The 13514-nt window shown below is 59.4% G+C and carries 14 protein-coding genes and 4 pseudogenes; 14 read left to right on the top strand and 4 right to left on the bottom strand.

The annotated features are described in order from the left end of the window. Nucleotides 1–494: 494 nt before the first annotated feature. Complete coding sequence (locus QJT82_RS31505; RefSeq protein ID WP_028342864.1) at nucleotides 495–860, top strand: hypothetical protein; 366 nt, start codon at nucleotides 495–497, stop codon at nucleotides 858–860. Between the two features lie 880 nt (nucleotides 861–1740). Here QJT82_RS31505 and QJT82_RS31500 read toward each other — a convergent pair. Both QJT82_RS31500 and QJT82_RS31495 read right to left on the bottom strand, forming a co-directional pair. After that, nucleotides 1741–2049: a hypothetical protein gene (locus QJT82_RS31500; RefSeq protein WP_129964743.1), complete on the bottom strand. Its 309-nt coding sequence runs from the start codon at nucleotides 2047–2049 to the stop codon at nucleotides 1741–1743. A 454-nt stretch (nucleotides 2050–2503) separates the two neighbouring features. Further along, a complete protein-coding gene (locus QJT82_RS31495; protein WP_244980957.1) occupies nucleotides 2504–2770 on the bottom strand; it encodes a hypothetical protein in 267 nt (88 codons plus the stop codon). 215 nt (nucleotides 2771–2985) lie between these two features. Here QJT82_RS31495 and QJT82_RS31490 point away from each other — a divergent pair, with 215 nt between their 5' ends. The 11 genes and pseudogenes from QJT82_RS31490 to QJT82_RS31440 form a co-directional block, all read left to right on the top strand. Next, nucleotides 2986–3204, top strand: coding sequence for a hypothetical protein (locus tag QJT82_RS31490; RefSeq protein WP_028342862.1), 219 nt, complete (start codon nucleotides 2986–2988; stop codon nucleotides 3202–3204). 336 nt (nucleotides 3205–3540) lie between these two features. Beyond that, a complete protein-coding gene (locus QJT82_RS31485; RefSeq protein WP_028342861.1) occupies nucleotides 3541–4185 on the top strand; it encodes a class I tRNA ligase family protein in 645 nt (214 codons plus the stop codon). A 210-nt stretch (nucleotides 4186–4395) separates the two neighbouring features. Beyond that, the gene (locus tag QJT82_RS31480) at nucleotides 4396–4713 is read left to right on the top strand and encodes a class I tRNA ligase family protein (protein ID WP_028342860.1); all 318 of its coding nucleotides are present in this window, start codon (nucleotides 4396–4398) and stop codon (nucleotides 4711–4713) included. A 425-nt stretch (nucleotides 4714–5138) separates the two neighbouring features. Beyond that, nucleotides 5139–5489 carry a transposase gene (locus tag QJT82_RS31475; RefSeq protein WP_028342859.1) on the top strand — a complete coding sequence of 117 codons (351 nt, stop codon included), beginning with the start codon at nucleotides 5139–5141 and terminating at the stop codon, nucleotides 5487–5489. A gap of 294 nt (nucleotides 5490–5783) precedes the next feature. After that, entirely contained in the window at nucleotides 5784–6239 is a 456-nt protein-coding gene (locus tag QJT82_RS31470) for a transposase (protein WP_334369526.1), read from the top strand. A gap of 4 nt (nucleotides 6240–6243) precedes the next feature. Then, nucleotides 6244–7023, top strand: coding sequence for a transposase (locus QJT82_RS31465; protein WP_244980958.1), 780 nt, complete (start codon nucleotides 6244–6246; stop codon nucleotides 7021–7023). Nucleotides 7024–7056: 33 nt separating this feature from the next. Continuing rightward, nucleotides 7057–7314, top strand: a complete 258-nt coding sequence (locus QJT82_RS31460; protein WP_028342858.1) for a hypothetical protein — start codon at nucleotides 7057–7059, stop codon at nucleotides 7312–7314. Then, nucleotides 7254–7896, top strand: a pseudogene (locus tag QJT82_RS31455) (IS30 family transposase); the annotation flags it as partial. The gene QJT82_RS31460 and the pseudogene QJT82_RS31455, both read left to right, overlap by 61 nt. A 40-nt stretch (nucleotides 7897–7936) precedes the next feature. Then, nucleotides 7937–8206, top strand: a pseudogene (locus tag QJT82_RS31450) (integrase core domain-containing protein); the annotation flags it as partial. 298 nt (nucleotides 8207–8504) lie between these two features. Then, nucleotides 8505–8776: pseudogene (locus QJT82_RS31445) on the top strand (CopG family transcriptional regulator); the annotation flags it as partial. A gap of 336 nt (nucleotides 8777–9112) precedes the next feature. After that, nucleotides 9113–9436 (top strand): annotated as a pseudogene (locus QJT82_RS31440) (acetyl/propionyl-CoA carboxylase subunit alpha); the annotation flags it as partial. A 472-nt stretch (nucleotides 9437–9908) separates the two neighbouring features. Here QJT82_RS31440 and QJT82_RS31435 read toward each other — a convergent pair. Together QJT82_RS31435 and QJT82_RS31430 are read right to left on the bottom strand one after the other, a co-directional pair. Beyond that, on the bottom strand, nucleotides 9909–10127 hold the full coding sequence (locus QJT82_RS31435) for a hypothetical protein (protein ID WP_244980959.1): 219 nt from the start codon (nucleotides 10125–10127) through the stop codon (nucleotides 9909–9911). Between the two features lie 883 nt (nucleotides 10128–11010). After that, nucleotides 11011–11235 carry a hypothetical protein gene (locus QJT82_RS31430; protein ID WP_244980960.1) on the bottom strand — a complete coding sequence of 75 codons (225 nt, stop codon included), beginning with the start codon at nucleotides 11233–11235 and terminating at the stop codon, nucleotides 11011–11013. Between the two features lie 549 nt (nucleotides 11236–11784). Here QJT82_RS31430 and QJT82_RS31425 point away from each other — a divergent pair. Continuing rightward, nucleotides 11785–12354 (top strand): hypothetical protein, encoded by a 570-nt coding sequence (locus QJT82_RS31425; RefSeq protein ID WP_244980961.1) that lies wholly within the window; start codon nucleotides 11785–11787, stop codon nucleotides 12352–12354. 237 nt (nucleotides 12355–12591) lie between these two features. Then, nucleotides 12592–13347 (top strand): hypothetical protein, encoded by a 756-nt coding sequence (locus QJT82_RS31420; protein ID WP_080686870.1) that lies wholly within the window; start codon nucleotides 12592–12594, stop codon nucleotides 13345–13347. Nucleotides 13348–13514 lie beyond the last annotated feature (167 nt).

Raw genomic sequence — 13514 nt, 5'->3', positions numbered from 1 at the left:
GGGTACCGTGCGCGACAACTAGTCTTTGGGCTCGTGCATGTTTTCGCCCCAGCATTCCAAGTTCCGTACGGTCCGCGCCGGGACCTGAAACTGGACCTCCGATACACTGTCGCAGGAAGTATGGAGTGCAGTGATCGCGAATGAGCTTGATGATTTGGGTGGTCGGATCGCTGAGATTGAAATCGACGAGTTGGTTGCGATCATAGTTGATCAAGTCGACGACGAGATCACAGTCCAGATCGCGAGCTTTGTGGGCGTTGATTTTCAGGGGACGGGCCGTTGCCGCAGAGGACGCGGCGAAGTTCGGAGCGTCAGTCGCGACGTAGTGGCGGATAGGTGCGAGCCTATTCCTTAGTGTGAAGCTCCTGCATAAAACATGCAGCTCGAATACGAGCCCGCTCTAGTGTGGCCTCTTTCTTCTTCAGAATCTCAAGCTCAGATTCTAGCCGTTCGAAGGTCGGCAAATAAGCTCTCCCTCTCTGCCCGCGCGGTGCATGTTCGACGCGCCTGCTGCGGGCTGGCGCGAGCTAAGCAGGAAAGCTCTGCTGCTACTCGATGAGCTGCCGTACGAGCCTGAATGGCTCGATAGGATCTATGATCGCCTATTCGAGGACAGCGCGCGCCTGAAGCTGGCCGAGACAGCAGACGGCCGGACTTTCGAAACGTTGAAGGAGGCGGAAGACTTCCTGGCTGACATCGGATTCCACCTGGTGCCTGACAGCTGCGATTGGCGGATTGCAGCTGGTGATGACGCGGATTGCTACGCTGTCGAAGGTGGTGGATACAGCGTCAAGATCGGGGCGGCCGAATCTACAGCGCGCGCCTGTCGTGCTGAGGCGCTCGCGCAGGCGGCTGAATAGCCGGAAGCTGATCAAGAAAAACGGGGCCTGTACATATCGTGCAGGCCCGTTTTCGACTTTAGGCGCGGCATCGCCGGCCAGTAACAAGGCTGGTTTCCAAGCCTCGGATTATATATCGTGATGCGTGGTGATATCTAGTGCCTGCCGTAGCCGTGTATGGTACCAGCGCCGTTGGATCACCGTCCGAAGCTGCTAAGGTCGTAGCAAGACCAGGCCCGAGACCTGGCGCTGGGAATAGCTTTGCTCGCGGCTGCTGCCATACCGGCAACATTGCAGTCTGACATCGTCGCCATGTAACCTTCAAGGATTGTGTGCTGCAAGTAGGCAGCGACACCTAATACGCGCGATGAACTCCGTTTTCGGGTAGTGTCGTGGCAGACATAGGACGCAGAATAACCGGGCTTCAAAGTCGCGGCCTTGATTGCCGACTCTCCAATCCTCCGACACTCATCTAAGGTCTCTGACGGCCGAGCGACGATGTGGATGGTGGCTAAAATGCTGAGGTGCGTCGAAGCGACAATGATGATGAGCGGTGACATGTCGGCTGACCTCGAAATCGTTACTGGGTAATTCCATTAAGCGCATCAAGCCATCGAAGATTGTTGGAGCCGGCCATTATGCTGGCCCTTCGTTCTTGGCCGATCTCTTTGCCGTTCTGACCCGATCACTCGCGCCTTCTCTGTCGGTCCGCACATACAGCCGCCGCCATGATGCGCAAGCCGTAATAACGATAGACACAGCCGCCTCTGCGATGAGAATGCTATGGCCTCGAGAAGCTGGGGTGATGCTCATGAGCGTCTTTCCTTATGTGCCGCGTCGGAGATGATCTTAAGCAACCTAAAGGGCGTAAGCGGGTCTTTGCGGATGAGTTCTGTGCTCGTCACTGTAAACTCTTCGGGGCCCCGCGCTCGCCGATGGCCACGCGAAGTGTGGCGAGCTTCTCGGGGTCGGCAGAGCGAATAGCTGCTTCGAAGACAGGCATGAATTTGAGCCTGTCCATTGCAACAGCTTCGTTAGCGATCGTGAGCGGGCGGCCTCGAAGTGCCCTTCCGCTTGGAGGCCGTCTGGGTGGAGGCCTAGTCACTTCGAGTTTTGCAATCGCGGCAAGCACGACGCTCGTTGCGACCTTTCCTTGAGACCACTGTGTGAGGGCCTCAATGGCGTTCTCCGATGCCTCTTCACGGGTCATGGCATGACTTCCGCGAAATTATGGAAAAAACTTGCGGGCAGCTGGAGGAGCCACCCGCGCGAGTTGCGCCAACAAAGAGGCCCGGCCATCTCAGGGGGGGGGGGGCGCGCGAAGTTATGAGTAGCCAAGCCGATAAGCCTCTCAGCAACTTGCGTGCCATTCACAATGCAGGACACGCGGAACAGTGCACGGCACATGAAAGGCGTGCGGGCGGCTGCTGACGGACCGCCCGCACGAGTTGCGATGCGAGTGGCTTGGCCCTCCAGAGGGGCAATCATAAGCGACCAAGCCGTACACGGCTCAGCAATCCACGTGCCAGACTGTCACGTGTCGCAGAAAGCAAACGGAGCGCTTTTACACCTTGTACAGGCTGACCATCCGAACCTTGATGGCGGCTTTCGGACCACAGTGTCAGGAACCGAACGCGGCTGAACGAAATCAGACGTGCCCGTCCTTAGTGGCGCCGGGATCTCGTGATGATTGGATCGATCGCGTCATCGTGTATGACTATGAGCTCGCCGGGCTCCACGCCGAGACTTTGCAACATCCCAGCTTCGAGAGGGCAGTTCAGCATTGCAGCCTTGACGCCGCTGTCGCTAATCGTCAGCTTCACGGCTTCAGCCGGATCCGCGACCGCAACGGCGTAAGTTACATGCCTGAATTCTTCGTCATCGTCGCTATCTTCCTTGATGATGGCGACCGTCACCAACCAACCGTCCATCTTGCTGCGCTCCGGAAGCCATCGTCTGTGAGCCACCGATCCACGATGAGCCAGCAATTTCGGGGCCATCGGATATGCTGCCATAAACCCAGCGCGGCTGGTGCGATCGTTGCTGGGATTGGCGGGCTGCCGTATGCGAACAGCGCGCCGATGCGGCGGTGAATTAGGACATTGACGTAGCGCGTTACGGCAGGTTTGATGATTGATCAATTTGGATGACCATGACAGTTGCAGAGAAGATCGTCCGCGCCGTCCGCGAACAACCAGGTTTGACAGAACGCGAACTCGCCGACCGTCTCTTCGGGGAGAACGCAGCAATTCAGCGCGTCAATCCGACATGCCGGAAGCTGGTAGAACAGGCCCTGTTGGTGCGCCAAGGAAAGGGATGGAGCGACGATCCGTTCAGGTATCGCCCGGCGAAGCGCGAACGCTAGCGGCTGCAGCCCAGTGGCAACTCCAACTCTTACGCGGAGGCGATCCATCGAGCCGTGCAGAGTGTACGATAAGCTGCTCGTGCGAATGCTTTCAACGCCCCGCGACCGCGTTTGTGTCGATGCGTGACGTCAATTCGGCTGGCGGGCGAACCCGCCGCTCTGCGCCGGAGTTGATCCAGAGAATGGAGTCGGGCTTGTTCGGAAGAAGCGGCCAGATTCGAGGACGGGCAACCGCGCTGATTGGCGTTGGGGTGTTCCAGTCCGCTGCCGCCGAACAGGCCTGAACCGTCTTGTCAGGACCTCGGTCTGCTGCGTGGAGCCGAGAAAATTCGCCACATGGTGCCCCACGGGGACCGTTCGGGTGTCGTGGTCGAGCCTTTTCTGACCGACCAGTGGTTCGTGAACGCCGAAGTGCTGGCGCAGCCTGCAATCAAGGCCGTGGTTGAGGGCGATACGGTCTTCCTGCCCAAGCAGTGGGAAACGACCAACCTCGACTGGATGCGCAACATTCAGCCCTGGACCATTTCGCGTCAGCTCTGGTGGGGTCATCGCAACCCGGCCTGGTTCGGCCCGGATGGCACCATCTTTGTCGAGGAGACCGACGAGAAAGCGAAGGCTCAGGCCCGGTTACACTATGGCCACGACGAGCCGCTGACTCAGGACGAGGACGTGCTCGACACCTGGTTCTCCTCGGCGCTGTGGCCATTCTCGACCCTCGGCTGGCCCGAGCAAACAACCGATCTTGAGCGCTTCTATCCAACGGACACTCTCATCACAGGTTTCGATATTATTCCGTTCTGGGCCGCTCGGATGATGATGCAGGGCCTGCAGCTGACGGGCGAGGGTCCGTTCAGGCGAGTGTTCATCAATGCCCTGGTGCGTGATACGAGCGGCGCGAAGATGTCGAAGTCCAAGGGGAACGTCTTAGACCCTCTCGCGCTCTCGATGAGCTCTGAGCCGACGCCCTGTGCTTCACGCTGACCGCCATGTCGGGCGCCGCACGCGATATCAAGCTCTCGCGGCAGCGCGTTGAAGGCTATCGCAATCTCGGTACCAAGCTCTGAAATGCCTCGCGTTTCGCCCAGTTGAACGGCTGCGCGCGACAAGCGGGATTTTCGCCGGTTCGGGCGACGATGCCGCTGAACCGCTGGATTATTGGCGAGACGGTCCGTACGGCGAAAACCGTGACCCGTGGCATTGGCGGAGTGCGGCTTCGGTGAAGCTGCGGAGACGCTCTACCGCTTCATTTTAAACTTGTTCTACGATTGGTACATCGAACTGATCAAGCCGAGGCTGAACGGTGCCGACATTGCGGCGCACAACGAGACCCGCGCGGTCACCGCGTGGGCGTTGGACGTCACCTTCAAACTGCTGCACCCGGTCATGCCATTCCTGACTGAAAAGCTTTGGGCCCAGACGAGCGATTGGCGCATCACGCGAGCACCAGGGCTTCCCCATGACCGCGTCCTGGCCACAGTTCGCGGAGAGCCTGATCGATCCGGCCGCTGATGGGGAAATCAGGCTGATCATTGATGCCATCTCCGAAGGCCGGTCGGTTCGACAAGAGCTGAATGTTCCTCCCTCAGCGCGCCCACCGCTTCTGGTGGTCGAGGCCTCCGAGACGCAGCGCAAGGCGTTGAAGGTCAGCGCGCCGCTTATCGCGCATCTGCTCCACATCTCTGATGTACGGTTCGTCAGTGCGGTGCCCGCAGGCGCGATCTCCTATGTGATCGCCGGCGCTACGCTGGCATTCCCGGTCGCAGAATTCATAGAGCTGACGGCCGAGCGCACGCGCCTCGCTAGGGAACTCGCTAGCCTTGACGTAGAGGCCGACAGACTTTCTAGGAAGCTCGGCAATGCGGACTTTGTCGCGCGTGAACCTCCTCCGAATGAGTGGACACCTGTAGTAGGCTCATTGAGCCCGGAGGTGTCGAATGGAACGTCAACGTCGGTCGTTTACCGAGGAGTACAAGCGCCAGGCCGTCGAGCTGGTGGTGTCGAGCCTTCGCTCGGTCACGTCGGTTCCCAAGGAGCTCGGTCTGCGCGACTCGGTGCTGCGGCGCTGGGTCGACAAGTTCCGGCAGGAGCCGGCATCGGCGGCGTGGCGCCTCACCACGCAGGCGACGTCGATGTCGGCGGACCAGGCTTCGGACATCGCCCGGTTGCGCCAGGAGAACGAACGTCTGCGCATGGAGCGCGATATTCTAAAGAACTGGTCCAGTACAGTGGCACGCCTGTGCGGCGTAGAAACAGCCTTGTGCTACCCTCGGCGGCTGGGAGGGTAGCGGCCGTTCAATTATTGGAGGCACAATCCCCGTTAAAAAACATGTCCATGGGGGCATGCGAACTTGAGAGCGGTGACGTCGCCCTGGCGACGATCCCGATTAGGAAGATGACGATAGGAAGATGACGATTGGCATAGCCCAAACCCTCCTGCTCATCATTGAATGGAGGATTGCCATGCTCAAGAAGAGGACGGCCGGCGACCGCCCAGAAGTTAGGCGAGTCAACGTCGCGGCCGCCGCCATCGACATCGGATAAAAGATGCACATGGCTGCGGTGAACCCGCTTGCACTGACGTGCCTGTGCGCTCTTTCGGCACATTCACGCGAGACCTGCATGAGCTGGCGGACTGGTTCAAAACGTGCGGCGTGACGGGTGTCGCAATGGAATCCACCGGGGTCTATTGGATCCCGGTCTACGAGATCCTGCAGCAGCGCGGGTTTGAGGTGATTCTGGTCAATGCGCGGTACGCCAAGAACGTGCCCGGGCGCAAGACCGATGTCAGCGATGCCGCGTGGTTGCGCCAGCTTCACTCCTATGGCCTGTTACGCGGCAGCTTCCGACCTGATGCCGAGATCGCAACCCTGCGCGCGTATCTACGCCAACGGGAGCGGCTGGTGGAATATGCCGTCGCCCATATCCAGCGTATGCAGAAGGCCCTGATGGAGATGAATCTGCAGCTCCATCATGTGGTCACCGATATCACGGGCGCAACCGGCATGCGGATTATCCGAGCGATTGCGGAATCCTGACGTCTTGGCAACCTATCGGGACGTGCGATGCCATTCATCCATCGCGACGATCCGTGCGGCACTGGTGGGCAACGACCGGCACGAACATGTCTTCGCGCTGACCCAGTCGCTGGAACTTTACGACGTCTACCAGGCGAAGATGCTGGACTGCGACCGCAAGCTCGAGGTCCTGATCGCGGCACTGAACAATAAAGGCGCGAAGCCGACCGGAAAGCTATCCAAGCCACGTATCAAGACCAAACAGGTCAACGCGCCTACCTTCGATGTCAGGACCGCACTGTACAGCGTGCTCGGCGTCGATCTGACTGAGATCCATGGGCGGGGTCCATCACTGGCATTGAAGCTCGTCGGTGAGTGTGGCACCGATGTGCGAGCATGGCCGAGCGCTAAGCACTTTACCCCCTGGCAGTGCCTTGCGCCAGGCAACAAAATCTCTGGCGGCAAGGTGTTGTCCTCGCGCACACGGAGATCGTCCAGTCGGGCAGCCGCACTGTTGCGGTTGGCAGCAACAACCGTCGGGCGGAGCGATACGGCGCTCGGTGAATTCTATCGCCGACTATCCTCACGTGCGGGTAAGTCAAAGGCGGTGACAGCGACCGCCCGCAAGATCGCCGTTTTATTCTACAACACCCTCCGGCACGGTATGCACTACAGAGACCCCGGCGCGGATCACTATGAGCAGCAATATCGCGGTCGTGTCCTCGCTAACCGTCAGCGCCGAGCCAAATATCTCGGCTTCGTGTTACAGCCCATTCCGGGCGACCCCGATCCGGCTGTTTCTTAGGAAGTCGATCGCGATCTTTGCCGGAACCCGGACATGAGCTTCCGCTTCATTGAAGACCACCGCGATGCCTTTCCGGTACGGCTGATGTGCGCCGTGCTCGAGGTCTCACCGGCCGGCTACTACGCCTGGCGCGATCGCCCCGTGAGCGAGCGGACAAAATCCAATGCCACGCTCCTGGCTGCGATCCAGCAAGTCCATCAAGCAGCAGCGGCCGCTACGGCAGTCCCCGCGTCCATGCCGTCCTGCACAGGCAGGGCCGTGGCGCCAGCCGCGGCCGGATCGAGCGGATGATGCGTCGGCACGGCATCCGCGCCATCATGGCACCGCCGCGCCGTGTGCGCACCACCGACAGCCGTCACGACCTGCCGGGACATTGGGAGGGAAACCTCATCCTCGGTCTTGGCAGCTCGGCGATCGGCACGTTGGTCGAACGCACCACGCGCTTCACAATGCTATTGCACCTTCCCCGGTTAGCGGGGCATGGCGGAAGCTCCGCGCAAGAAGAACGGAGCTGCGCTTGCGGGACACGGGGCGGAAGCCGTGCGTGACGCGATCTCGCGCACCATCATCACTTTGCCGGAAGAGCTACGTCGCACGCTGACTTGGGATCAAGGAGCCGAAATGGCTCAGCACGACCGCCTCAAGTTCGATGCGGGCATCCAAGTCTACTTCTGCGACCCGCAAAGCCCTTGGCAGCGCGGCATTACCGAAAACACCAACGGGTTGCTACGGCAGTACTTTCCGAAAGGCACAGACCTGAGCATCCACAGCGCCGACGAGATATCCGCTGTAGCAGCGGCCCTCGACGCCCGACCGAGAAAGATACTGGGCTGGAAAACGCCGGCAGAAGCGCTTGACGAATTTCTGTCATGAATGAAAACAATTGGTGTTGCGACGACCGTTTGAATCCGTCCAGTATGCCTCACACGCCTATCGCAACGCTCTCACCGGCGCCGGCATCACCACATCGATGAACCGCAAGGCCGATTGCTACGACAATGCCCCGATGGAGAGCTTCTTCCATACCTTGAAGACCGAGCTCGTTCATCATCGCAACTACAAGAGCCGCGCCGAAGCCCAACGCGATATCTTCGCCTTCATCGAGGGCTTCTACAACCGAACAAGGCTCCATTCCGCCGTGGGATACATCGCCCCGATCAAGATGGAGCTAAAGGCCGCCTAAACCAGTCCACTTTTATCGGGCGAAGATCACTCGAGCCCCCGAACAGGTCGTTGAGGATACGCGCGAACGTCTCGCTGAAACCGAAGGCGCCAAAAACAAGCTTGAGGCCGCGCTCGCCCGCCTGCTGGACGTCATCCGGTGATTGTGGGCAAGTCATCCCGCGCGCAGGGAACGACGATGCCGAGAGAGCTGCAACGGACCGCTAGACAGAGCAAGCGATTCCGCAACGCCTCCGGCGCGTGCAGGTGTGGTGCCGAGTGCAAATGATTGCGCGCCATTTGCCGAAATCGGTCAGCACAAACGTTCGATGTCGCTCATCGCGGAAGCCGCCATCGCCAAGCGCCTCGACCAAATCGACCGCCGGATCGCCCACCTATCGGGATCTCGGTCGAAACCATCGCTCTCTTCATCCGCTTCTGGCTCACCACGACACCGCCACTTCCCGAACCGGTCGCCAAGGCCCCGAGGGCACAAGCCGGAGCGTGTTATGATAACTTCGTCGCCGCTCTGGGCCGCTGGCAGGAAATCCCGGAGGATTTTCAGCGGACTAGCTCGATTCAGGGTGACTAGCCGCGCATCCTGACCGAAGTCTGCAGGAGCCTTGCGTGGTACCGCGCAAAAGATCCATCAATACGTAGTAAAGAGCGAATATGAAGTGGTTCGTTTTCACGGCTAAGAGAATCTGCTCGGGGTTCTCCTTATAGTTTAGGAAGGATATTCGCCGAAGAGTGCCGTGATCCGCCGACCCACGCATGACCGGACACCGGAAAAATTGCAAACCGGACAAGGCACACCTGGAGTCACTTCTCATGACGCTCGAGGGCGATATTTCCTTCAGGGTCGCTCGCCGCGAAGACGTTTTCAGCATCACGAAGGCGTCGATCCACAGCCTTGCACGCGCATCCTATCCCGCGTGAAGACGACGCCATTGCGGTGCTCTTCATCGGCACCGACGGGCTGCCCGGCAATCCGCACAACCTCGTGTCGAGATGGGGGCCGGTCGAACCCGTCTGGCGGGGCACGATCGATGGCAACTTCATCGCCGTGCAGGTGAGGGCGATCAACAACGGCTTCCGCCTGGCGCATCATGGTTTTGCGATACCGGTCTATGTTTTCACCGAAAGCGAGGCGACGTCAGCGCGGTTGATACCGGTGACCTCGGGCGCCGACGCAGGCAAGAAGCTGCTGTGCCCGATGCCCGGTCTCGCCTGCGTTATCGTTCTAGCGGTAGCCTAGGTGTCGGCTTGCTTGCCTCAAGCTCTGTAAGCGCGATGCTGGTTGCGATCTTCTCTTGAGACTATTTCTTAAGCGCCTCTATGGCATAGTCCAAAGCCTTTTTACGCATGATGGAATAATCTCCGCGGACCGGCGACGAAAAAGTGCGCGCGCGGCTGGAGGGCCACCCGCGCGAGTTTGCGCATGAAGAGGCTTTGCTGTCTCATGGGGGGCGTGAACATATGAGCAGCCGAGCCATACATGTCTCAGCAACCAGCGTGTCAAACGATCGCACCGCCTCTCCGCTTAAACAGATGCAGAACGCTGCGCCTTAAGCGCGACCTCGAATAGCTACTCGCACTTCGATGGCGACTTCCGGACATGCGCGTCATCAACCGGGACGCGACTGAACGAGATCGGACCTGCAGCGCTTAGTGACGCCGCGGCCGCGCGGTGATTGGGTCGATCTCGTCATCGTGTATGGCGATCAGCTTGCCGGACTGCAAGCCTGGCCTTTGCAACTGTTCTTCCTCGATCTGTTTAGCATTCGGGCCTTGGCGCCGCAGTCTTTCAGGCTCAGCTTCACGGCTTCTGCTGGATCGTTGACGGCAACCACGTACGTTGCGTGCCTGAGCTCTTTGTCCTCATCGCTGTCATCCTTGAAGATGGCGACCGTCACTATCCAACCACCCATCTTGCTGCGCATCGGGAGTAGCCGTCGCCATGAGGTCGGCTCGTACCGATGATCCTGCAAATTCGAAGCCATCGGACATGCATGCTGTCAACCCAGCGCGGCCGCACGCGATCAGGAAACATGCCTCTGACTAGCCTCAACGGCTGCCCGGAGGTAGGTCGTGCGGCAGCATGCGCATGACGCGCTCATCCACTTGCGCGTGGAGGGAGTTCGCTGAGTCATTACCTTCGAAAAAACCGGCGGTTCAGCCGGTCACGACTTCAAAAAAAGTCGTTCGTCCTGGCGACTCAATATCTCGCAGCCGGCGCGCCACCCCAGCGGTAGTTCACGCCGACCAAACCGATATCAACGTCCTGACCAATACGCGCGGTCCCTGCAAGAGCGCCAGGCGGACCGCCCACGAATCCGGTTGAAAAGAAGAAGTCAACAGCCCGATGACCCATACTGCACCCAGCAGGACGTTCTTCATACGAATTGACTCCCCGATGGTTCATCGGGGACGACTGCCATGTGTCGGTCCTCTCCATCAATAACCAAGCTCAGTAGTTGACTAAGGCGCAAGACATTTGTGGAGCCAGCAGCATGCTGAGCGAGCGCGTTGATTTGGGATGCCCGCCATTTCTGGTAGGAGCCTCGCGGTCGTTTTTTACCGATACTGGACCAACGTAGGCATATTGAACCAGCTCAACGCAGAGAGGCCCACAATCAAAATGGCTGTTTGGGGTGTGCTCGGCGTGTTGCGGTTCGTGTCTTTCGGTAGGTGTCTTCGGGTGGCTGGTAAGGCCGTTTGTGAGTCGGTCCATCAGGCAGATGCTCACGAAATCGTTGAGCAGCACGGATCGGCGCTGAGCGAATCGAGGCCCATACCGACGCGATGGCGTGGAAACGCGGGCCTCTAATCATGAATAGCGAAGGCGAGGAGATGGGCGGCAGGCTGATACGCGCCATTGCGCGTGCAGAGGTCCGAACGCGCGACCGCATAATCCGCTTGCTCGAAGCCGAGGACCCCCTCGATGCCGACGTCGAAGCGCTTCGCCCTGAAGAGCGGCGCCGCATCGTCGCGGCTGTAGAGTGCCAAGCACAGCTGGCCGATGCCGCCCTCAGGCTCCAGGAGCGCCAAGTCGCCGCCTTGGAAGTTTTGGTCGCAGGCGTGCAAAAGCGCGGCCGGGCTTGAGCGTCAACCTTGCTGCAACAGCGCCGACTCAAACAACGGCGATGACGGTAAGCTAGGGGCTTCTCATCCGCGTCGGAACTGGCAGCAAGACGTTCGCTTGCGCTGTCGATAATTGCGAGGCCGACAACGATCGACATGAAGTCGTTCTGGATAGGCCTTAGGTGCAAACATTAAGACGTGCACAAGTCGGAAAGCGGACAAGGCCAACACAAACATGGTGCCAACTGCCGGCCATTGCCTGGCACGAAGAATGCAGACCCTCGATATGCCCGGGGTGCCCTCCCTTGGGCATGGCCACCATCGCAAGTTGAAGCTGTGGCTGGCCCCCGAGGTTAGCGGCGCGTGACATAGACGGGGGACGGCGCGCCTGCTCGTGCGCGACACTGGCGGGCACCTGCGTCACGTCGCCGCTAACTTCTATCTATCGCGAATAGCGCATTCGGCGGTTGGTCCGCTTTAGAATTGGCGTGTCGACAAGAGCGGATGGGCGGACTTATGAACAAAATGGTTGGAAGACGCGTGCTTTGGTTCTGTCTCGGCCTGCTGCTGATCTGCCTGGCTGAGGCCGCCACGAGCAACAGTGTTCGCGCCGACGACAATCCACTTGTCGACAAGGTCAAGTCGATGTGGCGAGCACAAGACGGCGAGACAGTAGAACAAATTATTTCCAGGGTCGCGAAGGTGGCGCACTTCGTTCCACGAACGTGGGGAGTTGCCGGAGCAATTGATCAATCTGAGTATGTCTTTCTTTCGTGGACTAGGCACCGCCACCACAGATCACTCGAAGAATACGTTATCACCTGGAAGGTCAGACCGGACGGAGCGATTAAGATTGCGTCGACATATGCGAAGCCGATGGAATTGAGCTGGCGGGCCTTCGCGCTCTCATTGATTGCCGGTGAAGTCGCTGACGGCGAAGAGAACGTGAACCTTCGCTTTCTGCATGAGCCGACCAATTTCAACTTCGTCACGACCGCGCAAGGCAAGCTGGGTAATCTCCTCGGGCACGGCCGTTGCACGATCGTTGAACCTGTTAGCGTGGATTACTTGCCGAAGGTGGACTAGAATCAGGCCACGAAAGGTGATCTGTGGCGCGTGCTACTTTGGTGAACTGCAATATTCCGGGACCCCGTTATTTTACCCGCAAGGGGGGCATCACCTTCGAGAAGCGCGAGGGACAAGAGTGGGAGCCGCAATCCTTCCTTGCCAAGCGTATTGCGACATTTCCCCCGGGCTCTTGGTTTGATCACATCGAGCCGGATGAACAGGACGCGCTAGAAAGGGCGCGCAAGGCCTCGGCAAATGAACGCAGAGAACAATTTCGCGGCACGGCTGATTGACGCCGGTCGTCTCGCGGCAATAGCACGTACATGCGGTCTGAAAGCTGACGTCTCATATTACGTCAATGAGGCGCTCAAGGAGCTTTGGCGAAGCAGGTCTCCCGAAGAGGCAAAGAAGATCGCCGAGCGCTGGGTCTTGTGGGACGCAGAGGGGAGGCCGTGGCCGCGCATGCCACCGCTGGAAAACGTGGTCCAGTTCCATCGCGCCGGCACGGCGCAGGTACCGGTTGTGAATCGGCCGGTGACGCCGTTGCATGCAATCCGAGCTTGGTTCGAAAAACAGGACGACGGGGTGCAATGCGAGATCGCTGGCATGGCGGCGCTTTTGGTCTTCGAAGGTGCGGACCTTCTCGACCTCAGCAGCCGAGTGTGGTGCGACTGTCTTCGGAGGTGGCTGAGTGAGGCGGGCTTACCAGCCCATACGATCATCGGCCGCGCTTTGACGTTCCGGACCTGTTTTGAGTATTTCGCGGAGAGCAGGTTCACCGAGTCGGGGTGGAGGCGGTCCGAAACGACCGCTCTTAAAATTCTCGAAGATGCCAAGTGCGACCCGAACTCGGAAGCCGCGCGCCTTGCACCGATTGCCGAGAAAATGCTCGACACCCTGCCCGCTCGAAAGGGCCGTTGGATGGAGGTGCGGAAGTCCTGGAGAGAACTGGCCAGTGCCAGCCTCACAGCCCGAAGTCTCAGAGTTTGGAGCACCTTGCAGACGAAATGAAGGCTCACGGGCTCTAGGCGAAGAGTGCCTCGCCATCCCGAAAGACTTTAGCGAGATGGCAAGGACTGCTAGTGCTTGCGCTCGAACTCGACCCGGTCGCTGGCCAAGCACCTTGTAACGTCACCTTGGCATCGTCGTGCTGCAATATGGTCGGGTTCGGCAAAAGT

It is taken from the genome of Bradyrhizobium sp. Mp19, from assembly GCF_029952935.1.
Lineage (GTDB): Bacteria > Pseudomonadota > Alphaproteobacteria > Rhizobiales > Xanthobacteraceae > Bradyrhizobium > Bradyrhizobium elkanii.
The sequence above is the reverse complement of the archived record's forward strand: the minus strand, read 5'-3'. Positions and strand labels throughout refer to the sequence as shown.